The 25,041-nt window shown below is 65.3% G+C and carries 19 protein-coding genes; 11 read left to right on the top strand and 8 right to left on the bottom strand.

Annotation, left to right across the window (positions count from 1 at the left end):
* Nucleotides 1-52: 52 nt before the first annotated feature.
* From QX126_RS05095 to QX126_RS05065, 7 genes are all read left to right on the top strand, one after another.
* Nucleotides 53-1,789 (top strand): methyl-accepting chemotaxis protein, encoded by a 1,737-nt coding sequence (locus QX126_RS05095; protein WP_315779681.1) that lies wholly within the window; start codon nucleotides 53-55, stop codon nucleotides 1,787-1,789.
* Nucleotides 1,790-1,878: 89 nt separating this feature from the next.
* On the top strand, nucleotides 1,879-2,499 hold the full coding sequence (gene folE / locus QX126_RS05090) for a GTP cyclohydrolase I FolE (protein WP_315779679.1): 621 nt from the start codon (nucleotides 1,879-1,881) through the stop codon (nucleotides 2,497-2,499).
* Between the two features lie 204 nt (nucleotides 2,500-2,703).
* Nucleotides 2,704-3,249, top strand: coding sequence for a sigma-70 family RNA polymerase sigma factor (locus tag QX126_RS05085; RefSeq protein WP_315779677.1), 546 nt, complete (start codon nucleotides 2,704-2,706; stop codon nucleotides 3,247-3,249).
* Nucleotides 3,246-3,896 (top strand): ChrR family anti-sigma-E factor, encoded by a 651-nt coding sequence (locus QX126_RS05080; RefSeq protein ID WP_315737288.1) that lies wholly within the window; start codon nucleotides 3,246-3,248, stop codon nucleotides 3,894-3,896. Before QX126_RS05085 ends, QX126_RS05080 begins: the two co-directional genes overlap by 4 nt.
* Nucleotides 3,897-4,381: 485 nt before the next feature.
* On the top strand, nucleotides 4,382-5,665 hold the full coding sequence (gene nhaD / locus QX126_RS05075; RefSeq protein ID WP_315779675.1) for a sodium:proton antiporter NhaD: 1,284 nt from the start codon (nucleotides 4,382-4,384) through the stop codon (nucleotides 5,663-5,665).
* A gap of 13 nt (nucleotides 5,666-5,678) precedes the next feature.
* Nucleotides 5,679-7,727: a PQQ-dependent sugar dehydrogenase gene (locus QX126_RS05070; RefSeq protein ID WP_315779673.1), complete on the top strand. Its 2,049-nt coding sequence runs from the start codon at nucleotides 5,679-5,681 to the stop codon at nucleotides 7,725-7,727.
* A gap of 217 nt (nucleotides 7,728-7,944) precedes the next feature.
* Entirely contained in the window at nucleotides 7,945-8,838 is an 894-nt protein-coding gene (locus QX126_RS05065) for an SMP-30/gluconolactonase/LRE family protein (RefSeq protein WP_315779671.1), read from the top strand.
* Between the two features lie 939 nt (nucleotides 8,839-9,777).
* Here QX126_RS05065 and QX126_RS05060 read toward each other — a convergent pair.
* The 4 genes from QX126_RS05060 to QX126_RS05045 form a co-directional block, all read right to left on the bottom strand.
* Nucleotides 9,778-10,158, bottom strand: coding sequence for a hypothetical protein (locus tag QX126_RS05060; RefSeq protein WP_315779669.1), 381 nt, complete (start codon nucleotides 10,156-10,158; stop codon nucleotides 9,778-9,780).
* 99 nt (nucleotides 10,159-10,257) lie between these two features.
* Nucleotides 10,258-11,136 (bottom strand): transglutaminase family protein, encoded by an 879-nt coding sequence (locus tag QX126_RS05055; RefSeq protein WP_315779667.1) that lies wholly within the window; start codon nucleotides 11,134-11,136, stop codon nucleotides 10,258-10,260.
* The gene (locus QX126_RS05050; RefSeq protein WP_315779665.1) at nucleotides 11,133-13,667 is read right to left on the bottom strand and encodes a circularly permuted type 2 ATP-grasp protein; all 2,535 of its coding nucleotides are present in this window, start codon (nucleotides 13,665-13,667) and stop codon (nucleotides 11,133-11,135) included. The genes QX126_RS05055 and QX126_RS05050 overlap by 4 nt, the downstream gene beginning before the upstream one ends.
* A 30-nt stretch (nucleotides 13,668-13,697) precedes the next feature.
* Nucleotides 13,698-17,012: a transglutaminase family protein gene (locus QX126_RS05045; protein ID WP_315779663.1), complete on the bottom strand. Its 3,315-nt coding sequence runs from the start codon at nucleotides 17,010-17,012 to the stop codon at nucleotides 13,698-13,700.
* Nucleotides 17,013-17,446: 434 nt separating this feature from the next.
* Between QX126_RS05045 and QX126_RS05040 the strand changes: the two genes are divergently transcribed.
* Nucleotides 17,447-17,644, top strand: coding sequence for a hypothetical protein (locus QX126_RS05040; protein WP_008964013.1), 198 nt, complete (start codon nucleotides 17,447-17,449; stop codon nucleotides 17,642-17,644).
* A gap of 209 nt (nucleotides 17,645-17,853) precedes the next feature.
* On the opposite strand, the gene QX126_RS05035 is transcribed toward QX126_RS05040, so the two are convergent.
* The 4 genes from QX126_RS05035 to hpaR all read right to left on the bottom strand — a co-directional run bounded on the left by QX126_RS05035 (nucleotide 17,854) and on the right by hpaR (nucleotide 22,100).
* A complete protein-coding gene (locus QX126_RS05035) occupies nucleotides 17,854-19,377 on the bottom strand; it encodes an altronate dehydratase family protein (RefSeq protein ID WP_315779661.1) in 1,524 nt (507 codons plus the stop codon).
* A 111-nt stretch (nucleotides 19,378-19,488) separates the two neighbouring features.
* Nucleotides 19,489-20,268 (bottom strand): HpcH/HpaI aldolase family protein, encoded by a 780-nt coding sequence (locus tag QX126_RS05030; protein ID WP_315779660.1) that lies wholly within the window; start codon nucleotides 20,266-20,268, stop codon nucleotides 19,489-19,491.
* A 131-nt stretch (nucleotides 20,269-20,399) separates the two neighbouring features.
* Nucleotides 20,400-21,485, bottom strand: a complete 1,086-nt coding sequence (locus tag QX126_RS05025) for a malate/lactate/ureidoglycolate dehydrogenase (RefSeq protein ID WP_315779659.1) — start codon at nucleotides 21,483-21,485, stop codon at nucleotides 20,400-20,402.
* 159 nt (nucleotides 21,486-21,644) lie between these two features.
* Nucleotides 21,645-22,100, bottom strand: coding sequence for a homoprotocatechuate degradation operon regulator HpaR (hpaR, locus tag QX126_RS05020; RefSeq protein WP_409999077.1), 456 nt, complete (start codon nucleotides 22,098-22,100; stop codon nucleotides 21,645-21,647).
* A gap of 177 nt (nucleotides 22,101-22,277) precedes the next feature.
* Here hpaR and hpaH point away from each other — a divergent pair, with 177 nt between their 5' ends.
* From hpaH to hpaE, 3 genes are read left to right on the top strand one after another with little or no spacing between them, the layout of a single operon-like run.
* Nucleotides 22,278-23,084 carry a 2-oxo-hept-4-ene-1,7-dioate hydratase gene (gene hpaH, locus QX126_RS05015; protein ID WP_315779655.1) on the top strand — a complete coding sequence of 269 codons (807 nt, stop codon included), beginning with the start codon at nucleotides 22,278-22,280 and terminating at the stop codon, nucleotides 23,082-23,084.
* 24 nt (nucleotides 23,085-23,108) lie between these two features.
* Nucleotides 23,109-23,507: a 5-carboxymethyl-2-hydroxymuconate Delta-isomerase gene (locus QX126_RS05010; RefSeq protein WP_315737276.1), complete on the top strand. Its 399-nt coding sequence runs from the start codon at nucleotides 23,109-23,111 to the stop codon at nucleotides 23,505-23,507.
* Nucleotides 23,500-25,038 (top strand): 5-carboxymethyl-2-hydroxymuconate semialdehyde dehydrogenase, encoded by a 1,539-nt coding sequence (gene hpaE, locus QX126_RS05005; protein WP_315779653.1) that lies wholly within the window; start codon nucleotides 23,500-23,502, stop codon nucleotides 25,036-25,038. Before QX126_RS05010 ends, hpaE begins: the two co-directional genes overlap by 8 nt.
* Nucleotides 25,039-25,041 lie beyond the last annotated feature (3 nt).

Below are 25,041 nucleotides of genomic sequence, written 5' to 3'. Positions count from 1 at the left end.
TAACAATCAAGCGCCTCCTGCGTCGTAGCAAAAACTCGCGGTATCTCACCTCATGACCTCACGCCCGACGTCAACGAATACGGCCACGCGCCAATCCATCGCAGTCAAGCTCTATGCAATCTTCGCGTTGTTTGCGCTATTGACCGCCGCAATCACCTGGCTGTCCGACTACAACTCGCGGCGGGCCACGGAGCTCATCAAGGCCATCGAGACGGCCAATCTCGCCGCTCACAACGTTCAGCTGGTCAACGGCCTCGTCTATGCCGTCGTCATGGAGTCCCGCGGCGTCTATATGTCGACCGACCCCGCCGTCGTAAAACAATACGGCAACGGCTTGCTCAAGTTCAATGCCGACATCCTGAAGGTCGTCGACAAGTGGCAGGCGATCGTACAGGCCGACGACGCCCAGCAATTCGCAACATTCAAGAAGCGGATCGACCAATTCGTCGAATTCCGCGCCGAACTGGTCCGCCGCGCCAATGAAATCAGCCCGGCCGCGGGACGCGAGTGGGGCGACAACGACGCCAATCGCTCCGTGCGCAAGGCGCTCAACCAGGATCTCGAGGCGCTGTCCAAAGTCTATGTCGAGCGCGCAGGAAAGATCGCCGAGGAAACGGCGCTGAACAACAAGCTCTCGCTCGTGCTGACCGGCCTTGGCGGCTTGATGTTGGTTCTGGTCGCAGCCGGCGTGGTGATCATCGCTCGCTCGATCGCTCGGCCGCTGTCTCAGATCACCGATACGATCCGCCGGGTCGCCACCGGCGCCGAGAACGTCGAAGTGCCGTATGCCGGGCGCGCCGACGAGGTCGGCGAGCTCGCTCGCGCCATCGGCGTGTTCCAGCAGGCGATGGCCCATAACCGCGACCTCAATGTCCAGGTCTCGCAGGACTCGGAAATCCGCGAAGCCCGCGCCCGCCACATCGAGACCGCGGTCGAGCAATTCCGCACCGCGATCGGCAGCGTGATGCGGACCGTCACCGAGAACGCCGCCGCGATGCGCCAAACCGCCGAGATGATCACGCGGCTGACGGCCGATGCCAACGAGCGCGCGGTCACCGCCGCCGGCGCGACGTCGCAGGCGTCGACCAACGTCTCCGCCGTCGCGAGCGCCGCCGAGGAATTGTCGACGTCCGTCGAGGAGATCGGCCGGCAGATCCGGCAGTCGGCCGGCGCCGTCGAGCAGACCGGCCAACGCACCGAGAAGTCGGTCACGGAGATCGAGGGCCTTGCCGCCGCCACCCAGCGCATCGACGGCGTGCTGACCCTGATCCAGACCATCGCCGAGCAAACCAATCTCCTCGCTCTGAATGCGACCATCGAGGCCGCCCGCGCCGGCGAGGCCGGCCGTGGTTTTGCCGTGGTCGCTCACGAGGTCAAGGCGCTGGCCGGGCAGACGGCCAAGGCGACCGAGGAGATCAGCCAGAACGTCGGCCTGATCCAGGCCTCGACCAAGACCGCGGTCGACGCGGTCCGCGAGATCGGCCAGGCGGTCCGCGGCATCAACGAGATCACCTCGAACATCTCCAATGCGATCCAGCAGCAGGACCAGGCGACGCGGGAGATCTCGGCCAACGCGCAGTCGACCGCCCAGGGCAACCAGACGCTGGTCATGAACATCGGCTCGCTCCGCGACGCCATCAGTGAGACCTCGACGGCCGCCGCCTCCGTCCTGTCGGCGTCCGGCGACCTCAACGCGACCGCGCAGACGCTCGCCAACGAGGTCGAGAAGTTCTTCCAGAACCTGCGCTCGGGTCCCTCCGCGGAGATGCGGCTGCGCAAGGCGAGCTGACGGCGGCGAGCCATCGGTCGCGGAAATCGCCCCGCAAGACGTGATCCGTTCCGATATCGGAACCGTTTCTTGGTTTTTGGAGAGCCCTCGTGCGCCAGACAGCCAAGAAACTTCCGTTCGCCTGCGACCCGGTTGCGGTCACCCAGGATGACGTCGAGGACGCCATCCGCACCATCCTGACCTGGATCGGCGAGGACCCGTCACGCGAGGGTCTCTCCGAGACCCCGGCCCGCGTCGCGCGGGCCTACAAGAGCTATTTTTCCGGCTATGAGCAGAACCCCGAGGAGTATCTGCGCAAGACGTTCGAGGAGACCGCCGGCTACGACGAGATGGTGCTGTTGCGGAACATCCCGTTCCAGAGCCATTGCGAGCACCACATGGCGCCCATCATCGGCCGCGCCTGGGTCGGCTACGTGCCGCGCAACCGCGTCGTCGGGATTTCCAAGCTCGCCCGGGTCGTCGAGGCCTATGCCAGCCGGCTGCAGATCCAGGAGCGCATGACCGCCGAGATCGCCAACATCATCGACGAGGTGCTACAGCCGCAGGGCGTGGCGGTTGTGATCAAGGCAGCCCATCACTGCATCAGCTCGCGCGGCGTCAAGAAGCACGGTGTCGATCTCACCACCAGCCGCATGCTCGGCTGCTTCCGCACCGAGCCGATGAGCCGCCAGGAGTTCCTGGCGATGGTCAATTCCGACCTGAAGGATTGAGGGTCCGGAAAATCCTCGGCCCGCTGTGATCCAGCCGTCCATGGTCCACGTTATCCAGGATTAAGCAGCGTGCCGGGGACCATGACCACGCGACTGAGAGCGACTGGATTAGCGCAATGGAACGTGGCATCGTCCCGGCATCGATTTGCACGGGCGTTCGGTGCCCGTACCAGGGTGAATGTGAGCAGAGGGCCGAAGGCGACTGTGGACTGGGCTGAATTGATCGGACGCGTCGCCGCGCGCGGCGACCGCGAGGCGTTCAAGACCCTGTTCGCGCATTTTGCGCCCCGCATCAAAGGCTTCCTCATCAAGACCGGCTGCAACGCCGACGACGCTGAGGAAATCGCCCAATCCACCATGGTGGCGGTGTGGACGAAGGCGGGGCAATTCGATCCATCGACGGCCGGCGCGGCCGCCTGGATCTTCACGATCGCGCGAAACCAGCGGATCGACGCCGCGCGCAAGGCCGCCCGCGACAGCCGGCTGAGCAAGGAGGTCGTGCGCGACGAGGAGGCCGATCCGACGCTCGCAGCCGATCAGATCGTCTCGCGTGTCGAAGATGCCACACGGGTGGCGGCCGCGATCGAAAGATTATCGGTGGAGCAATCCACCGTGATCCGCCTGTCGTTCGTTGAAGAACGACCGCATTCGGAAATCGCGGCGGTGCTCGGCCTGCCGCTGGGTACGGTAAAGTCACGAATCAGACTGGCGATGAATCGCCTGAGAGACCTGTTGGACGACGCGACATGACGATCAGCCACCACCCGCCGGAAGACCTGCTGGCCGACTTCGCCACTGGTGCGCTCGACGAGGCCGAGCGGCTGGTCGTCGGTGTCCATGTCGCCGATTGCGGCCGATGCCAGCGCTTCGTACGCGCCATCGAGCAGCTCGCCGGCGCCTCGCTGGACGCGGCCGAGCCGGTCGCGACGGGCGCGGATGCTTTCGATGCCGTGATGGCACGCATCGATCGACGCCCGCAGGCGGCGCCGCAGGTGAGCGAGGTCGCCGAGCACGATCCCGAGCTCGCGGACCTGCCCGAGATGGTCAAGCGCTGCAAGATCGGCAAGCGCCGGCGCGTAGCGCCGGGCATCAGCATGCGCCCGATCCTGCTGCCGGGCACCGGCAAATCGCGCGCCTTTCTGCTGCGCTCGGAGCCCGGGGCGCGGATGCTGGAGCATACGCATTCCGGCAACGAGCTGACCTGCGTGCTGAAGGGCAGCTTCAGCCATCTCGGCGGCTATTACGGACCAGGCGACTTCGACTATGGCGACGACGAGGTCGACCATCGTCCGGTGGTCGGTGACGAGGGCCCCTGCCTCTGCCTCGTCGCGATGACCGGCGACCTGCGCATGCACGGCCTGCTCGGCCGCCTCATCAGCCCGTTCGTCCGGCTCTGAATTCCTCCGCCGTCCTTGTGAGCGCAGCGAAGCAATCCAGGGCGACGCGAAGGGCCTGGATTGCTTCGTCGCTTCGCTCCTCGCAATGACGACCGCAAGCATTCGGGTGATCCGCATCTGACTCTGACCCGTTTCCGCTCAGAGAGAGCGCATGGAGGAGAAGGATGCGATCAGCAAGCGCGGATCAGCGGATCAGAAGGGTTACGTCGCGCATCTCTGCAGCCAGCGGCCCGTGCCGGACGCAACGATGAGCAAGCCTTTGCCGAGCTCCATGCTGCAACGATCTTGAAGATGCGGAAGACCGTGCGCGCCGCAGCGCGGCCGAGATCCGCGCCATCCGCAGCCACGCCGACGCGATCGCGTCGGCCGTGGTGTAGGACCCGACGCGGTTTCGGTCCCCTGCTTGCTGGCGGACCGCCGATCGGTCATATCTGGGGCGGTTCCACGCTGCCCATGCCGAGATTCATGACCGGAAATCCCCCGCGATGACCGCTGCCATCGTCGCCGTCTTCACGCTCGCCTATGCCGTGGTGGCGCTGGAGCACCCGTTCCGGATCAACAAGGCGGCCACCGCCCTGGTCGGCGCCGGCCTGATGTGGACCGTCTACGCCGTCATGGGCGGGACGGCGCCGGCGGTCGCGGCCGAGCTCAACGAGTCCGTGGCCTCGACCGCGCAGATCATCTTCTTCCTGATCGGCGCGATGACCATCGTCGAGGTCATCGACGCCCATAACGGCTTCGAGGTCGTGACCTCGCTGATCGGCACCCGCAACCAGGTCACCCTGGTCTGGCTGGTCGGCTTCGTCACCTTCTTTCTCAGCGCCATGCTCGACAACCTCACCACCGCGATCGTGATGGTGTCGCTGATGAAGAAGCTGTCCGGCCGCGACGAGGACCGCCTGGTCTTCGCATCGATCATCGTCATCGCCGCCAATGCCGGCGGCGCCTGGTCGGCGATCGGCGACGTCACCACCACCATGCTGTGGATCGGCGGCCAGATCACGCCGCTCGCGATCATGAAGTCGGTTTTCATCCCCTCGCTCCTGAACCTGCTGGTCCCGCTCGCCGTCGTCAGCGTCACCCTGCGCGGCAAGCAGCTGGTGCCGCCGGCGAGCGCCGGCCTCGCCTCGATCAGCCCGATCCTGCCGTTCGAGCGCAATTTGATGTTCTTCATGGGCCTTGGCATCCTGGTCGCCGTGCCGGTGTTCAAGGCGGTGACCCACCTGCCGCCGTTCATGGGCATCCTGTTCGGCCTTGGCCTCTTGTGGATGGTCGGCGAGATCGTCCATCGCGAGAAGGCCTCCGAGCAGAAGCAGCGCCTGACCCTGGTGCATGCGCTGACCCGGATCGACATGCCCTCGATCGTGTTCTTCATCGGCATCCTGCTGGCAGTCGCCGCGCTCGAGCACACCCACATCCTCGAGGCGCTGGCGCAATGGCTCGACCGTACCGTCGGCCGGCTCGATCTGATCGTGATCGTGCTCGGGCTCGCCAGCGCCGTGATCGACAACGTGCCGCTGGTCGCGGCGTCGATGGGCATGTACAGCCTGAGCCAGTTTCCGCCCGACAGTTTTCTGTGGGAGTTCGTCGCCTATTGCGCCGGCACCGGCGGCTCGATCCTGATCATCGGCTCGGCGGCCGGCGTCGCCGCGATGGGGCTCGAGAACATCCACTTCTTCTGGTACGTGCGCCGCATCAGCGGCATCGCCTTGCTTGGCTATTTTGCCGGCGCCGCCGCCTACGTCATCCAATACAATCTGCTTCATTGATCGGGACCAACGCATGAGATGGTCGTGGCACAGTCTTGCAGCCGTCGCGACTGCCATGCTCATCGGCATCGGAGCTGGCCGCGCCGACGACGCGACGATCCGCAGCGGCTACGCGCTCGGCCCGGCCAGTTGCGGCGACGGCGCCCTCGCCTTTCCGCGCCTCCAGATCGACATGAAGCCGGGCTTCTGCGCCGGCCTCGTCGCCAGCCGCGACGACGGCCTGAGATTTCCGCGCGGCATCGTGCAGATCCCCGGCCATCGGCTGTTCGTGATCGCGGACATGGGCGGCTGGGGCCATGACGACGGCCGGCTGCTGATCCTCGATCCCGCGGCGCCGGCCGGCCAGCGCCTCCGCGAGGCGATCACGCGGCTGTCCTATCCGTTCGGGCTTGCGGCCGGTCCCGACGGCAAGATCTACGCCGCCACCGATACGTCGATCTTCCGCTTCGATCCGCTCGCGAGCAATCCGAAAGCAACGATCGAGACCATCATCCGCGACCTGCCGGGACGCCGCCTCACGCTGCCCGACGGCACGCGCCTATCGGAAAGTGCGCATCCGCTGAAGGCATTCGCCTTCGACCGCACCGGACGGCTGTTCGTCAACATCGGCTCGCCTAGCGACAACTGCCTGTCGCAGGCGCCGATCACGCAGCCCTGCGCCGCCGGTGAAGGCACCTCGGCGCTCGCCGCGATCTGGCTGTTCACGCCACCGACCGGCAGCGTCTTTGCGGCGCTGAAATCCGGCGATCCGTCGCCGCCGCACGAGGTCTACGCGCGCGGCCTGCGCAACTCAATGGCGTTGGCCCTGCATCCGCGCTTTCCCGATCCCGGCACCGCCTTGCTGCAGGGCGAGAACGCGCGCGATCTGCAGGACGTGTTCGCACCCAACGAGGAGATCAACGCCATCGAGCAAGGCCGCCACTATGGCTGGCCCTATTGCTACGACCTGACGACGCCGAGCCCGGAATTCAAGCGCGTGCTGCAATCCGGCGCGCTCAAGAACCTCTGCAACACCACCACGCTCTACAAGCAGCCCTGGTCGCTGCTGCCACCGCATGGCGCGCCGCTCGGCATGCTCTACTACACGGGCGATCGCTTCGGCGAGCTGAAAGGCAGGCTGCTGGTCGGCCTGCATGGCTACCGGCCGACCGGCAGCCGGCTGCTCGCCTATGAGGTCGACGAGCGTGGCTTCCCGAAAGTGAGCCCGGCGCCGGTGCGCTATCATGTGAGCTGCGCCGCCGAGCCGACCCGCGCTTTCCAGACCGCAGCCGGTCCCGCGCCGGCTGCGGCGTTCGACGAGATCATCACCGGCTGGCATCGCGTCAACGGCATCCGGCCGCAAGGCGCGCCGGTCGGCATGACCGTGGCCGACGACGGCGCGATCTGGCTGGTGGAGGACAAGAACCAGACCGTGATCCGGATCGACCACACGGACGAGGCTGCACCCGAGCCGTTGCCTTGCGACACGAGAAGCGATCAACTGATCGACCGGCTGGCCGCCTTGGTGCTGGACGATGCTGCCGGGCGCGCGCGGTTGGCGATGGTGCGCAAGAACCTCATCGAGAAACACTGTCGCGGTTGCCATTCGGATTTCGGCCTCGAGGCCGGACAATCCGATCGAGACAATGACCTCGCGGTGCTGCGCTTCATGCTGGCCCAGGACGGCTGGATCTATCCCGGCGATCCCGAAGCCGGCCGGCTGCGTCAGCGATTGCGCGGGTTGGGTGCCGAGCGGCAGATGCCGCCCGGGGCTGACCTGATCAAGACGGAACCAGGCTATGCGAAACTGCTTGATGTTGCCGACGACCTCGTCGCACGCCTGGTTCCAGGCACGCGGATGCGGGTCAAAGCGGGCGGCCCGCCGCACCGCAAGTTCTTCGCCGCGGACGGCCGCGAATGCGGCGACATTCCGTTCGGCAAGATCGTCGTGGTGACCGAGAGGTCTGCCGTCAATAAGCCCGGCTTCAGCCGTCTCTTCCGGCCAGCCGACACCTATCTCAACGGCACCTGCACGGACGACGATGGCTATTATATCCAACAGCAGTTTCTGGTGCCGCTCTGACGGACGCGACGAGATCATCCCTGGGATGAGCAAAGCGACTGCCACAGGCGTAGTGTGCTCCCCTCCCCCTTGCGGGGAGGGGTCGGGGGTGGGGGTAGTCGCGAGCACCGCTGCCCGCGATGGTGGGCACGGCGCGCCGCACACGGTGTTGGCTCGGAAGCAGCGTCGCATCGCGCCCTTGCCCACCCTACGCATCCCGCGTTTGGCGGAACTCGCAATGCTCGTCCTTGCGACCGTCCCTGCTCTGGCCGCCCCAAAACTGTTCGAGAGCACGCAGCTCACACCATCAGGCGAATACACCTTCGGCATCGAAGGCCCCGCCGTCGACCGCGACGGCAATCTGTTCGTGGTCAATATCAGCAAACCCGGCGCGATCGGCAGGCTGGCGCCGGAAGCGACGGCCTCGGAGAAATTCACCGAGCTGCCCGACGGCAGCATCGGCAATGCGATCCGCATCGACGCTGCCGGCGTCATATTCGTCGCCGACTACAAGAAGCACAACATCTTCGCCATCGCCCCCGGCACGACCGAGCCCCGCCTCGTCTTCCATGCCGATGACATGAGCCAGCCCAACGACATCACGCTGTCACGCGACGGCACCATCTATGCGAGCGATCCCAACTGGAAGGCGCGCAGCGGCCGCGTCTGGCGCATTGCGAAGGGCGCTGATGGCGTGATGCAGGGCGCGGCGATGATCGCGCCACGCGCCATGGGCACCGCCAACGGCATCGATCTCAGCCCCGACGGCCGCACGCTCTATGTCGGCGAATCCAACAGCGGCGAGATCTGGTCCTATGCGATCGACGGCGACGCGCTGACACGGCCGAAGCTGATCAAGACCTTCGAGCCGAACACGATCGACGGACTGCGCACCGACGCCAGCGGCCGGCTGCTGGTCGCGCGCATCCTCAAGGGCAGCATCGCCATGCTGGCGCCGGATGGGCGCATGATCAGGGAGATCGCGCTGAAAGCCAAGGAGCCGACCAACCTCGCCTTCGGCGGCACCGACGGCAAGACCGTGTATGTGACCCAGCGCCAGGGCGGCTTCATCGAGTCGTTTCGGACTGATGTCGAGGGGCGAGAGCATTGCTTGCAGATGCGGAAGTGCTGAGCTTCTCTGCTGGTGCCGGATTGAGCATGCCGCTCGCTGTCTGAACGACAACTAATAGATCGCGCATATCCGCCATGCCCGAATTGCCCGTCGTGCCAGTTTGTCGCACGCTTGCCCACTTGCATCGTCGGGCAAATCAGACCGATGTTTCCGGCCATCCCGGGCTCGTGAGAGGGGCGGATCGCGATCGTCACGAACGTGGAGCCTGGGGAGCGGTGGGCGTGTGGTGCTGCAGCGTGATCAGTCGCGCGGACGAACGGCATGATGCGCACGGTGAAGTCGTGATGTCCCGACACCCCGATGCTGGTGTCAACCTGGCGCAATGCGATCGCGCTGGGGATGGTGGCCAGAAAGCTCGGCGCACCAGGGAGACCACGTATAAGCCGTAAAGCCATCGCGCAGGGAATGCCGGGTTGACCCGGCTGCACCTGTGGTACCTGCCGCCTGCATTCTTTTCGCAGGCGGGCCATGGGTGAGGCCATCACCCGGCATTCCCTGCGCCCTCTTGTTCTCGGAGGGTTCGAGCTATCCTTCATGACTCGGACAGATCATGTCGCGAGAACGCTGCCTCGTACTCCGTGTTATGCCCGCGCAGGCGGGCATCCAGCACGCCGCGGCGTCTCGATTCATCACCCCTCCCGGCGAGTACTGGATCGTCCGCTTTCGCGGACGATGACAGCAGAAAGTATCCCGCCGCAGCGCGAATTGTGGAGAGACCGTGCAACAAACTCGCCGTTGTCCCAGGCAAGCCCGGAACTCATACTCCGCAGCAGGAGTGAGGTGCGAGATGCTGCTAACAGTGTGCCGCCCAACACTCAGCTGGGGTTATGGGTCCCGACGTTCGCCGGGACGACAGTGATTGTGAGGCCGGCACCTTTCATCTCACCCGCAAATCAAGGCCCCCGCGTGCGCGAGGGCCTTAGTAGCAATGGCGATCGCTTATCGCCCGTACACGACCGGCGCGCGGCGCACGATCAGCGGCGGCGGCAGGTCGCGCTCCCAGACGCGGCCGTCGTCGAACTGAATGCGCATGCCGTCGGGCGAATACACCGCGCTTTCGTCGCGCGCATCGATCCACAGCCGGCTATTGGGAGCATTCCAGTCCGGCCAAGCCTGGAGGGACTCGCCGGTCTCGGTGGTCAGGTTCACGGAATCGCCGTTCTGCGTCACGAAGGCCGGCGCGCCGATCATGCCGTCGCGGCACATCTGGATGCAGCGGTAGGTGCCGGTGAGGTTCGCACTTGGCTGGGCCGAGGCGCCGCCGGCCACACAGGCGCCGACAAGGCCAATGATGATTGCTACACGCGTCATGTCGATCACTCCATCGCTCGAAAGGGTCAGCCAGCCCCCATTCGGGCCCCTCGGGCGGATCAAGTGCGATGCGGGAAAAATGTTCCGGCCGTTCCCGGTCAGGGAACCCTACTCGACCATCACGACATCGACGGCGACGCCGAGTTTCTGCTTGCGCGAACCGACGATGATGCCATCGACCGGCGAGACGTCCGAGAAGTCGCGGCCCATGCCGAGGATGATGTGATCATTGCCGACCAGGAGATCATTGGTCGGATCGAAACCGATCCAGCCCAGCTCCTCGCCGCACCACAGCGACACCCAGGCATGGGTGGCGTCGGCGCCCTGCAGCTGCGGCTGGCCCTCGGGCGGGATGGTGCGCAGGTAGCCGCTGACATAGGCCGCGGGCAGACCGAGACCGCGCAGGCCGGCGATCATGACGTGAGCAAAATCCTGGCAAACACCATGGCGATTGTCGAACACCTCGCGCAACGGGGTCGAGATCACGGTCGCCTTCGGATCGTATCTGAACTCCTTGCGGATGCGCCGCATGAGGTCGGCCGCGCCGGCAACGATGCCGGTGCCGGCGCGAAAGCTTGCCGCGGCATAGTCCGTCACCGGCTCCAGCACCGGCACCAGCGCGCTGGCGAAGACGTAGCCGATCGGCGACGACGGGCCGAGGCTCGTCGCCTCGAAGGCGGCATCGCGCACGTCCTCCCAGGCCGCGCTCGGCGCATCGCGCTCCGGCGGTGTGCGCGACAGCCTCACCCGCGAGCGCGAGTCGATGCGCAGGTGGCGGTGCTGAGTGTCGATCACGATGCTCTCGGTCAGCGTGCCGAAGAAATCGCGCCGCGCCGTCCGCTCCGAGGGACGCGGGCGGATGTCGATGCTATGCGAGATCAGCTCCTGGCCGTCGCCGCTGAGCGGCTCCAGGCGCAACGAGCAGCGGGCAAAGCTGACGGCGCTCTCATACTCATAGGTCGTGACATGCCGGATGTCGTAGATCACGCGAGGCCCGTCAGCTTTTCCGGCCGCGTCGCGTTCGGACCATGCGGGAAATAGTGCTGGCCAATCGCCTCCGCCAGATTGAGCAGGTCCTGCTCCAGTGCAAACAGCGTGCGGCCGTCGAGATGGGCCGCCTCCGCTGCGGTCAGCCGCGCGCCCAGCGAGATCGCGAGGCGTTGCGGCCGCTCGATCAGCCCGTTCTCCTTCAGGACCGGCAGGCTCGCAATGTGCTCGTTCAGCAGCTCGACCTGGAACGCGACCGAGCGCGGGTTATAGAGGTCGAGCACGACGAGATCGCGGATCGGCGCCAGCGCCGGGCCGATCAGATAGCGCGAGCGATAGGTGATCTGACAATCGACCAGGGTGAGCAGGACGTCGAGATCCTCGGGCGTCGCCTCGTCATAGCCGAACTGCCGCGCGAACCGCGCGGTGTTGATGGCGCGCTCGGCGCGGCGACCCATGTCGAGGAAGCGCCAGCCGGCGGCGCGATTCATGTTCTCCTGGGCGAGGCCGGCGAAGCTCGCGAGCCTGTCGAGCGTGAGCTCGGCCATGCTGACGACGGCGTCCTCATCCTCGGCCTCCTGCGCCAGCCGATTCGGCATCTCGGTGATGACCTGCCAGGCGTCGGGCGAGAGGCGCTCGCGCAGCGAGGTCGCGGTGCGCTGCGCCGATCTGAGCAGCGACAGCGCCGAGCCGAACTGCGCCTCGGCCTGCAGGGCTTCGGCAGCCACCTGGAATCCCTTGCTGCGCGAGGTCTGCTCAACAGCACCCCACGCCAGCAACAGCCGCTGGATGCGCTCGGAGGTGTTGAGCTGCGCCGGCGACCCCTTGCCGGGATCGCGATGCTGGGCTGCGAGCGCCCGGATCAGCCGCACGGTGGCCTCGGCGCGCTCCAGATAGCGTCCGAGCCAGAACAGATTGTCGGCGGCGCGGCTCGGCAGCACGCCGGCGATGCGGCGTATCCGCACGTTGTCGGAGCCCGGCAGCAAGGTGTGCGCCGCCACCGCCTTGTCGGCGACCACCCAGACATCGGCGGCGCGCGCGCCGTCGCCCATCGACACCGCGCGCGCATCGAGCTTGTCGGCGATGCGGCAGAAGCCGCCGGGCATCACGGTCCAGCCGTCGGGCGTGGCCGCCGCGAACACCCGCAGCACGAACGGCCGCGGCGCGATCCGGCCGTCCTGCCACACCGGCGTGGTCGACAGCCGCACTACCTCCTGGCCGACATAATCGATGCCGCGCTGGCTGATGGCAGCGCGCAGCCGCTCGCGCTCGGCGGCCGAGAGCTCGCCGGCCAGCACCGGACCGCTGCTTGCGAAGCCCGGCACGGCGCGGCCATAGGCGCCTTCGATCGAGAACTCCTCGAGCCGCGACAGCACCTCGTCGCGCGCAGACTTCTGGCCGCACCACCACGTCGCGATGTGCGGGATCTTGAGATCCTCACCGAGCACGCGCCGGGCAAGGCTCGGCAGGAAGCCGAGCAGCGCGCGCGCCTCGAGCACGCCGGAGCCCGGCATGTTGGCGACCACGACGCCGCCCTTGCGCACGACGTCCATGAGTCCGGCAACGCCGAGCCGCGATGCCGCGTCGAGCTCGAGCGGATCGAGCGAGTTGGAATCGAGCCGCCGCAGCAGCACGTCGACGCGCTTGAGGCCGGCGACGGTGCGGATATGCACGCGGTCACCGCTGACGGCGAGATCGTCGCCCTCGACCAGCAGGAAGCCGAGATAGCGCGCCAGCGTCGCGTGCTCGAAATAGGTCTCGCTGAACATGCCCGGCGTGAGCACGCCGATCCGCGGCTCGTCACGATCGGCGCTGGCGCGCAGCGCATCGCGGAACGCTTCGAAGAACGGCGCGAGACGCTCGACGTTCATGGACTTGTAGATCGAGGAGAAGGCGCGCGACAGCACCAGCCGATTTTCCAGCGCATAGCCCATGCCGGACGGCGCCTGGGTGCGGTCGTTGAGCACCCACCAGCCGCCGTCGGGCCCACGGCCGATATCGGCGGCGTAGATGCTGAGGAAGCGGCCGCCGGGCGGTTTGACGCCGCAGACCGGGCGCAGATATTCGCTGGACCCGGCGACGGCGGCTGCCGGCAGCGCGCCGCTCGCCACCAGCCGTCCCTCGCCATAGATGTCCTGCAGCACCCGCTCGAACAGCTCGGCGCGCTGGACGATGCCCTGGGACAATTGCGCCCATTCGGACTCGTCGATCAGCAGCGGCAGATGGCTCAGCGGCCACAACCGCTCGGCGTTATCGCCCGGCGAGCGATAGGTGACGCCGGCTTCGCGCAGATGGCGATCGGCGGAGGCGAAGCGGCGCTCGATGTCGCTCGGCGCGAGTGCGGCGAAGGTCTCGGCAAAGCGGGTCCAGACCGGCCGCGGACGGCCGTCGGCCCCGATGAACTCATCGGGGATGCCGGGGAGCCGGGCATAGTCGCGCGCCCAATGCTCGGCGCGGCGCAGCGGAGAACGTGCCGCCGGCCGACCGGCGGCGGGGCTCGCTCCCTGGTCCTGGCCGCTCGAGCCGTCCATACCCTGGTCCTCCGCGCAAACTCCGTTTCATCAATGCAGGAGCGGCCTGCGCAAGTCGAGGGTCATCGGGAATTCATTTGTGCGTTCTTCCGGCGGCAGCGGGATTCGTCCGGGAGTGTGGCCGTGATCCTGGAAGCGGGCGAGCCGCCGCGCCTCCGCCTCGTAGGAGTTGATCGGCTTGGTGTCGTAGTTGCGGCCGCCGGGATGGGCGACGTGATAGACGCAGCCGCCGAGCGAACGGCCATTCCAGGTGTCGATCAGGTCGAAGGTCAGCGGCGCATGCACCGGAATCGTCGGGTGCAGACCGGAGGCCGGCTGCCACGCCTTGAAACGAACCGCCGCCACCGCCTCCGCCGAACGCCCCGTCAAGGTCATCGGCATTCTCCTACCATTGCAGGTCACGAGGTGGCGGCCTTCGATGAAGCCTTCGGCTTTCACTTGAAGTCGTTCGACCGAGGAATCGACATAGCGCACCGTGCCACCGGCCGCGCCTTCCTCGCCCAGCACATGCCAGGGCTCCAGCGCCTGCCGCAGCTCCAAGGTCACGCCGCCATGCTGCACGCGGCCGAAGGTCGGAAAACGGAACTCGAGCTGCGCCTGGTACCATTCCGGCGAGAAATCGTAGCCGGACGACCTCAGCTCATCCAGGACATCAAGAAAGTCGTCCCAGATGAAGTGAGGCAGCATGAAGCGGTCGTGCAGCGCCGTGCCCCAGCGCACGAACTTGCCTTCCTGCGGCTCGCGCCACAATTTGGCGATCAGCGCACGGATGAGAAGCTGCTGCGCCAGCGACATGCGCGGATCGGGCGGCATTTCCAGCGCGCGGAACTCGACGAGGCCGAGGCGGCCCGTCGGTCCCTCCGGCGAGTAGAGCTTGTCGATGCAGATCTCCGAGCGATGCGTGTTGCCGGTGATGTCCACCAGCAGATGCCTGAACAGCCGGTCGACCAGCCACAGCGGCACGCTCTGCCCGATCCGTGGCACATTGGCGAGCGCGATCTCCAGCTCATAGAGACTGTCGTGGCGCGCCTCGTCGATGCGCGGAGCCTGGCTGGTCGGCCCGATGAACATGCCGGAGAACAAATAAGACAGCGACGGATGCCGTTGCCAATACAGGACGAGGCTCTTCAGCAGATCGGGGCGGCGCAGGAACGGCGAATCCGGCGGCGAGCTGCCGCCGACGACGACATGATTGCCGCCGCCGGTGCCGGTGTGGCGGCCATCGATCAGGAAGCGATTGGCGCCGAGCCGCACCTTTGCAGCATCCTCATAGAGCCCGAAAGTGATGTCGACCGATTGCCGCCAGCTCGCGGCCGGCTGGATGTTGACCTCGATGACGCCCGGATCGGGCGTCACCTTGATCACCTCGATGCGCGGATCGAACGGCGGCGCATAGCCCTCCACGTGAACCTTGATCTGCATCGCCTCCGCCGTCGCTTCGACCGTTGCGACGAGTTCCAGGTAGTCCTCGATGGTTTCGACAGGCGGCATGAACACGCAGAGAATGCCATCGCGGATCTCGACCGACATCGCCGTGCGGACGCCGAGCCCACCCCAGTACTGATACTGAACGTCCTGCTGCGGCTTCGGCGCGCGATCGAGCTTCGGCAGCGGCGGCACCTCCGGCACGATCACCGGCCGCCCCTGCGTGAACATCGGCAGCGGCCCGCGCTCCTCCATCGGGTCCTGCTCGTGGATATACGGGAAATCTTCCGGCGGAATGTAGGCCAGCGAGCCGATCGGCAACCGCAGGCCGAGCGGCGAGTCGCCGGGAATCAGGAACAGGCGCTTGCGCCGCAGGCCCCAGCGCTCGCTGCGCCAGCGCCTGGGCTGTGCATTCCAGCGTTGGATCGGCAGCACGAAGCCGCGCGGAATGTGCAGCCCTTCGTCGAACACCCGCGCCATGCGTGCGCGCTCTTCGGGATCGGCGAGCTTGGAGTCGAGTGCGTCGACGTTCTCGGGCAGCGCGGCTTCCTTCTGCAGCCAATGCGCGGGATCCTCGAACGCGGGCAGCACGTAGTCGGATTCGAGCCCGAGCGTCTCGGCGGCCATGTCCAGGAAACGCTCCGCATCCTGGATCGTCGCCTTGCGCGGACCATCGACGCTGGCGATCAGGTCCGGATTGCGCCAGATCGGCTCACCATCCTTGCGCCAATACAGTCCGAACGCCCAGCGCGGCAGGCTTTCGCCGGGATACCACTTGCCCTGGCCGTAATGCAGCAGGCCACCGGGCGCGAAGCGCGCGCGCAGACGCCGGATCAGGCTGTCGGCGAGCCCGCGCTTGGCCGGGCCGACGGCAGCCGTATTCCACTCAGCCGATTCCATGTCGTCGATCGACACGAAGGTCGGCTCGCCGCCCATCGTGAGCCGCACGTCGTTCGCGGCGAGATCGGCATCGACGGCTTCGCCGAGGCGGTCGAGCCGGTCCCACGCCTCATCCGAAAATGGCCGGGTGATCCGCGGCGCTTCGCGGATGCGCCTCACATTCATCTCGAAGTTGAAGTTGACCTCGGCAACTCCGGCGCTGCCGCTGATCGGCGCGGCCGAGTGATAGTGGGGAGTCGCAGCAACGGGGATGTGTCCCTCGCCCGCCAGCATGCCCGAGGTGACGTCGAAGCCTATCCATCCAGCACCGGGCAGATAGACCTCGGCCCAGGCATGCAGATCGGTGAAATCATTCTCGACCTCGACCGGCCCCTCGACCGGATCAATGTCGGGACGAAGCTGAATCAAATAGCCGGAGACGAAGCGGGCGGCGAGGCCGAGATGCCGCAGCGTCTGGATCAGCAGCCACGCCGAGTCGCGGCAGGAGCCGGCGGCCGACGACAGCGTCTCCTCCGGCGTTTGAACACCGGGCTCCATCCGGATGATATAACGAATCTTTTTCTGCAACTGCGCATTGAGTTCGACGAGATAGTTGACGGTGTTGTCCGCATCGCGGGGAATCGACTTCAAGTATTCCGCGAACAACGGCCCCGGCTCGATCGTCTCGAGATAGGGCGCGAGTTCCACCTTGAGACCCTCCGGATAGGCAAAGGGAAAACTGTCCGCATAAGGCTCGACGAAGAAGTCGAACGGATTGATCACGGTCATCTGCGCCGTGAAGTCGACCTCGATTTTGAGTTCGTTCACCTTCTCAGGGAAAACGTAGCGGGCCAGCCAATTGCCTTGCGGATCCTGTTGCCAGTTCACGAAATGGTTGGGCGGCGTGACCTTGAGCGAATAGCTCAGCACGGGGGTCCTGGTATGTGGTGCAGGACGCAGGCGGATGGTCTGCGGGCCCAGTTCGACCGGACGATCGTATTTGTAATGGGTGACGTGATGTAATGCGACGTAGATTGACACGAGGTTTCGGCGCTCCAGCAACTTTTTTAAGCAGAACATTGCTGTGCTTAGGGATCAAGCACTAACAAAGGGCAGAGCTGCCTATTGAACTATCCTAAGCCCGAAAGGCGGCATTTGGGTCCGCATAGGTCGAGTTGAGCCTCCCCTGTCAGGTGCTTCCGCTGCACGCACCGGTCGCTTTTCCGGCCGCTGCGCGCCCCAATCCGGCCCGTCACGAAGAACGAGAGAAGAACAAACAACCTCTCCAGCCACACGCGGAGAGTTGTCCACAGGAAGGCGCGCAGGCGCTCACGGAAGATTGACCAGTCCCTCAAAGCAGGGATTAACCCCGAATGATGAACTAACAAGAACTAATAGCGTTGCATTTGCCGCAATCGCTTGATAGCTCGACTACACATGCTATTTAGGACCACCATTGCCAAAAGGAGAATCAAGTGGCGAAGACAGCTAAGAAGGCAGCTACCAAGAAGTTGGCGCGGAAACCCTACACGCCCGCCGACATCAAGCTGCTGAAGCAGCACTCGAAGTCCAAGACCCCGGTTGCCAAGATCGCCAAGGCCATGAAGCGGACCGAAGGCTCGCTCCGTCAGAAGGCCCTGGCGCTCGGCATCGGCCTGGGCCACCAGCGGTAAATTGCTCTGCGCCGCTGTCGCGCGAGCGTCGGCAGGGCCAGCCCATGACGGACTGCCCACGACAGCCAGCACATGGCGGCGCGCTCACCTGTCATCTGATCTCAGTTGCGATCCAGTCTCAGCTATTGGCGATCTCAGCTGCGATCAGATGCCGGGACATGTCAGACGGCAGCCCCGATATGGGGCAGCCGAATAGCTGAGTAATCCAGCTACATCGTCGCGCCGAGCACCCAGGGTGCGAACTCGGCCCCGCCGAAATCGAAGCTCTCGCTCTTGGTCGGCTGCCCCGAGGCGGTCTTCAGCATCAATTCGAAGATGCGCTGGCCGCACTCCTGCACCGTCTCCTCGCCGTCGAGGATGGTGCCGCAATTGACGTCCATGTCGTCTTCCATCCGCCTGTACATCGGCGTGTTGGTCGCGAGCTTGATGGACGGCGCCGGCTTGCAGCCGAACACGCTGCCGCGTCCGGTCGTGAAGCAAACGAGATTGGCTCCTCCGGCCACCTGCCCCGTCGCCGCGACGGGATCGTAGCCAGGCGTGTCCATGAACACGAAGCCCTTCTTGGTGACGGCCTCGGCATAATGCAGCACATCGACCAGATTGGTGCTGCCGGCCTTGGCCATCGCGCCGAGCGACTTCTCGAGAATCGTCGTCAGGCCGCCCGCCTTGTTGCCCGGGCTGGGATTGGCGTTCATCTCCGCACCCTCGCGCGCCGTATACTCCTCCCACCAGCGCATCAGGGAGACGAGCTTCTCGCCGACGTCGCGGCTGACTGCGCGGCGCGTCAGCAGATGCTCGGCGCCATAGGTCTCGGGCGTCTCCGACAAGATCACCGTGCCACCATGTCGCACCAGCAGATCGCTTGCTGCACCGAGCGCCGGATTGGCCGAGATGCCGGAATAGCCGTCGGAGCCGCCACACTGCAGCGCGACCGTCAGCTCGCTGGCCGGAACCGTCTCGCGCTTGACCCTGCTGGCGTCGGCGAGCGCTTCCTTGACGAAAGCAATGCCGGCCTCGACGGTCTTGCGGGTGCCACCGACCTCCTGGATGTCCATGGCACGCAGACGGCCGGCGAGCTTCTGCTCCTCCATCAGTCCGCCGATCTGATTGGCCTCGCAACCGAGACCGAGCACGATCACCGCAGAGAAGTTCGCGTGACGCGCGTAGCCGCCGAGGGTTCGCCGCAGCAGCTTCAGCGGCTCGTCGAGCGTCATGCCGCAGCCGGTCTTGTGCGTCAGCGCCACGACGCCATCGACGTTCGGGTAGTCGGCGAGCGGATCATCACCGGTGAAGGGATTCCGCTTGAAGACGTCGGCGACCAGGCCCGCGACATGCGCGCTGCAGTTCACCGACGTCAGAATGCCGATGTAGTTGCGGGTCGCAACCCGGCCATCGGGACGGCGAATGCCCTCGAACGTCGCCGGAAGATCGAAATTCGGCGTCGGCTTCACGTCGACGCCATAGGCATAATCCTTGGCGAAATCGCCCATGCCGCAGTTCTGTGTATGAACGTGCTGCCCCGGCGCGATCGGCGCGGTAGCGAAGCCGATGATCTGGCCGTAGCGGCGGATGGGCTCGCCCTGCGCGATCGGACGCACCGCGACCTTATGCCCCGCCGGAATGCGGTCCACCGTGGCCACGCCATCGGCAACCGCGAGGCCGGGCGGCAGACTCGCACGCGCGATCAGGACGCTGTCCTCGGGATGAAGACGGATGACGGGGGCGGGAGCCATGGCAGTCTCTCTTCGTTTGTATCGGTAGGTCGCAAACCGGCATGCGAATAGCGAGTTGCGAATAGCGAATGAATGAATCCCCTATTCGCTACTCCCCATTCGCAATTCGCCTCAGGCCTTGCCGCCGGAGTCCTTGCGGGTCTGCGCGACTTGCTGGCGGGCATAGACCTGCATCAGGCCGACCTCGTTGGACAAGGTCACGAGCTTAAAGCCCATGTTGATGGCGCGGACAGCGCCCTCGGCGCCGCTGCAATGAATACCGGGATTGAGCCCGCGCTTGCCGCATTCCTTCACGATCTTCTCATAGATCTTGAGGATCTCCGGCTCGTCACGATCGAGCTTCGGCACCAGGCCATAGGAAAAGCCGAGATCGGAGGGACCGATATAGACGCCGTCGATGCCTTCGACATCGAGAATGGCTTCCATGTTCTCGACCGCGGTCCTGGTCTCCATCATCGGCAGCAGCACGATCTCGTCGTTGGCCGTCTTCTGATACTCGCCCGCGCCGCCATACATGCCCGAACGGATCGGACCGTTGGAGCGCACACCCTTGGGCGGATATTTGGAATAGGAAACGAGGTTGCGCGCTTCCTGCGCTGTGTTGACCATCGGGCAGATGACGCCATAGGCACCGCCATCGAGCACCTTGCCGATGATGCCGGGCTCGTTCCACGGCACGCGCACCATCGGCGTGACCGGACGGCCATGCATCGCCTGAAAGCACTGCACCATCGACAGATAGTCCTGTACCCCGTGCTGCATGTCCACGGTGACGCTGTCGAAGCCGCACTGAGCCACGACCTCCGCGGAAAAGCCCGAGGGGATCGCGAGCCAGGCATTCACCACCGTCTTGCCTTCGGCCCAGAGCTGCTTGACCTTATTGTTCGCCACGACTGCGTTTCCTTCCCTTGTTGTTCAACCGATCCGTCTCGTTAGAATTCGTTGTCGCCGATGGCGCAACGCAATGCAATCCCGCTCAATTTGAGCATGGATGCTTCGCACCACCCGCAGTCACACTGATTTCACGATGTCGCCCGCTGAATGCTCGCTTCGCTGACACCCACTTCGCGTGCCGTGTTCACTATTGCCGCCCAGGTGTCATCGGGCAAGGGCACGCCATTGGCCGTACGCTCGGCCCGCATCTTGCGCTCGGGATCGCCCGGCACCAGCACCTGATCGACGCCGGAGACCGGCTTGGTCGCCCGGATGAAATCCGTGTAGCGGGTGATCTCACCATCGAAGAAGCTCGCCGGATCGACCACCTTCGGGTCGATGTAGATCGCGAGCATGCCGTTGGCAAAGCGCCGGTTTGCCGACGTCGCCCCGGTGCCGGTCAAGGCGCCGCCAAGCAGCTCACAGATGAAGGCGAGACCGGAGCCCTTGTGCTCGCCGAAGGCGCGGATCGCTCCCGTCCCCTTGGTGTGGTCGCGCGTCCCCTCGGCCTCATAGGGTCCATAGAGCACCGCCGGATCCTCGCTGAGCGTACCATCGGCATCGATCAAGGCGCCCTTGGGCAGCTTCTTGCCGCCGCGGCTCGCCACCAGGACCTTGCCCTCAGCCACGATCGAGGTCGCGAAATCGAGCACGATGGGATCCTGTCCCTGGCGTGGGATGCCGACACAATATGGCGCGGTCGAGAACCGCTTCTCGACTCCGCCATAGGGAGCCACCAGCAGCGAGCCTGCGGCCGTGACGAAATGAATGGAGACGAGTCCCTCAGCGGCGGCCATCTCCGCCCAGTCGCCGACCCGGCCGAGATGGCCGGAATTACGCAGCGCCAACGCAGCCAAGCCGCTCTTCTTGCAACGCTCGATGCCGATCTTCACGGCCTGTGGTGTCACGGTCTGGCCGTAGCCGAACTTGCCGTCGACGACCACCAGCGACGGGGTGTCGACCACGACCTCTGCGGTCTGGTTGGGCACGATCGAACCCATCTTCTGCCAACGGATATAGACGGGCACGCGGATCACACCGTGGCTGTCATGCCCTGTCAGGTTGGCCGTCGTCAGATAGGTCGCGATCCGGCGGGCCTCCTCCGGCGAGGAATTGGCGTGTTCGAAGACATCGGCAACGAAATCGATGAGATGCGCAACCTTGATAGTGACCATGACAACTCGCGGGTTCGATCAGCATGCGAAAACAGAGTTAGCATGGTTTGCCATGCCTGCGACGCACGCCATCTCCGCTCGACTGCATCGCTTCTTATCAAAACGCCGAACGGCCTGCCAAGCACGAGACCCCACCCATTGCGTCTCGTCCGCGGCATATCAGCCGTCGCCGCTGTCGTCGGGGTCGAGATCGCCGCCAATGCTCCGCTCGAGCTCGCCCAGCATCTTGTGCAATGCGGCAAGCTTGCGTGCACCATACCGGCTGGAAATTGATGCGTAGATCGCCTCTGAGCTCGGCGCGACCTGCGCGATCAGCTTCATGCCCTTGGTCGAAATCGACAACACGCCCCTGCGCATGTCGCGGCTATCGACTTCGCGCTGAATCAAGCCGCGCGCCTCGAGATCGCGCAGGATGCGAGAGAGGCTGGGCCCGAGCAGGAACGCGACCCGCGCCAGCTCCGTCACCTCGATCACATCGACCGCCGCCAGCGCGCGCAAGATGCGCCATTGCTGCTCGGTCAGGCCGTGCTGTCGCAGATTGGGGCGAAACTGCCGCATCACGGCCTCACGCGCCCGCAACAAGGCCATCGGCAGCGACTGCGAGAAGTCGCGCATCGGCACCTTGCGCGCTTCCTTCGCAGCCTGCCTGGCGACCTTGGCCCTGGTCTCGCTCACATCAATCTCCCGTGGGCCATCCTGAATATTTGCACTGCAGCAAACGTCCTTTCGGTTTGCCGGCTGAAACTTAACATGTTAATCATCTGCCGCTATCTCTTTTCTGAGCGATAGACCATGCCTCTTGCGAGCGACCAGATTCATAGCTGCGCCTTACGCCTGGATCAGGCCGAAAAGAGCCGCCGCCAGATCAGGCAGTTGTCGCAGGAGTTTCCCGATATCACCATCGCAGATGCCTATGCGATCCAGGACGCCTGGATCGGCATCAAGGTCGCCGCGGGCCGCGTCATCAGGGGTCATAAGATCGGGTTGACATCGAAGGCGATGCAGAGCGCGCTGAACATCGATGAGCCGGATTCGGGCGTGCTGCTCGACGACATGTTCTTTGCCGATGGCGGGCTGGTGCCGTCCGACCGCTTCATCGCGACGCGTATCGAGGCGGAGCTTGCCTTCGTCATGAAGCATCGTCTTTCGGGACCGGACTGCACTCTGTTCGACGTGCTCAACGCGACCGATTTCGTGGTGCCGGCATTGGAGATTCTCGACACCCGGATCGAGCGGGTTGATCAGGAAACGAAGGCGACGCGCAAGATCTTCGACACGATCGCCGACAACGCCGCAAATGCCGGCATCGTGCTCGGCGGCCGGCCGCTGCGGCCGCTCGATGCCGACCTGCGCTGGATCGGCGCACTCTGTTATAAGAACGGTCAACTGGAAGAGACCGGCTTGGCCGCCGGCGTGCTGAACAACCCGGCAACGGCCGTTGCGTGGCTCGCCAACAAGATCGCGGCAAATGGATTCGCGCTGGAGCCGGGACAGGTGGTCCTTGCCGGCTCGTTCATCCGGCCGATCGAGGCGCGCAAGGGCGACACGATCCAGGCCGACTACGGCCCGTATGGGACGGTGAGCTGTTACTTCGCCTGACGCCTGCCCCGGAGCGACCGCACCATGCCGCATTTCAGCATCGAATACTCCGCCAATCTCGACGGCTTTGTCATGATGGGCAACCTTTGCGAAGTGGTCCGCAAGGCCGCCAGCGAGACCGGGATCTTTCCGATCGGCGGCATCCGCGTGCGCGCGATCCGCTGCGAGCACTACGCGATCGCCGACGGCAAGCCCGATTCCGCCTTCCTCGCGATGCTGCTGCGGCTCGGCGAAGGCCGCGACCTCGCGGCACGGCAGAAGGCCGGCGAGCACGTCTTCAAGGCACTTTCAGATTACCTCGACCCAGTCTTCGCCAGTAGCAAGTTCGCGCTGTCCTTCGACATGCAGATCAACGATGCCGCGACCAGTTGGAAGCGCAACAACATCCACGACGCCCTGAAAGCGGAGGCATCCCATGGATAAGGCCAGTCCCAAAGCCGACATCTACAAGGCCAATCTCGACCGTGCCGCTCCCCTGCTCGCGAAGCTGAAGGACGAGGGCATCGGTCACGTCATCGATGGCAAGGTCGTGCCGGCGATCTCAGGCGCGACGTTCGAGACGAAGTCTCCGATCGACGGTGCCGTGCTCGCCAAGGTCGCGCGCGGCAATGCCGAGGACATCGATCGCGCGGCGACGTCGGCCGCCCTCGCCTTCAAGTCGTGGCGCGACATGGCGCCGGCGATGCGGCGCAAGCTGCTGCATCGCGTGGCCGACGCGATCGAGGATCATGCCGACGACATCGCCGTGCTCGAATGCATCGACACCGGTCAGGCCTATCGCTTCATGGCCAAGGCCGCGATCCGCGCCGCCGAGAATTTCCGCTTCTTCGCCGACAAATGCACCGAGGCCCGCGACGGCCTGAGCACGCCGAGCGACGAGCACTGGAACATCTCGACGCGGGTGCCGATCGGGCCTGTCGGCGTGATCACGCCGTGGAACACGCCGTTCATGCTGTCGACCTGGAAGATCGCCCCGGCGCTCGCGGCGGGCTGCACGGTCGTGCACAAGCCGGCGGAATGGTCGCCGATCACGGCGCAGTGGCTGGCCAAGCTCGCCAAGGACGCCGGCATTCCCGACGGCGTCCTCAACACCGTTCATGGCTTCGGGGAGGAGGCCGGCAGGGCGCTGACCGAGCATCCCGCGATCAAGGCAATCGGCTTCGTCGGCGAGAGCTCGACGGGATCTGCGATCATGGCGCAGGGCGCACCGACCCTGAAGCGGGTGCATTTCGAGCTCGGCGGCAAGAACCCGGTGATCGTGTTCGACGATGCCGATCTCGACCGCGCGCTCGATGCCGTCGTGTTCATGATCTACTCGCTCAACGGTGAGCGCTGCACCTCATCCAGCCGCCTGCTGGTGCAGCAGAGTATCGCCGAGACCTTTACGGCCAAGCTTGCGGCGCGCGTGCGTGCGCTGAAAGTGGGTCATCCGCTCGATCCCGCCACCGAGCTCGGGCCGCTGATCCACGAGCGGCATCTCGCCAAGGTCTGCTCCTATGTCGACGTTGCACGCGAGGACGGTGCGATCATCGCCGTCGGCGGCAAGCGGTTCGACGGCCCGGGTGGCGGGCATTACGTCGAGCCGACGCTGGTGACCGGCGCGCGCCAGACCATGCGCGTGGCGCAGGAAGAAGTGTTCGGGCCGTTCCTCACCGTGATCCCGTTCCGCGACGAGGCTGACGCGATCGCGATCGCCAATGACGTGCAATACGGCCTTACCGGCTATGTCTGGACCGGCGACATGGGCCGCGCGCTGCGCGTCGCCGACGCGCTGGAAGCCGGCATGATCTGGCTGAACTCGGAGAATGTCCGCCACCTGCCAACCCCGTTCGGCGGCATGAAGGCATCGGGCATCGGCCGCGACGGCGGCGACTATTCGTTCGACTTCTACATGGAGACCAAGCACGTCTCGCTCGCGCGCGGCACCCACAAGATCCAGCGGCTCGGCGTGTAAGGA

Origin of the sequence: Bradyrhizobium sp. SZCCHNPS1003, assembly GCF_032381555.1 — a bacterium.
In the GTDB taxonomy this organism is placed as follows: domain Bacteria; phylum Pseudomonadota; class Alphaproteobacteria; order Rhizobiales; family Xanthobacteraceae; genus Bradyrhizobium.
Note: the sequence above shows the minus strand (reverse complement) of the source record. Positions and strands in the feature narration are given on the sequence as shown.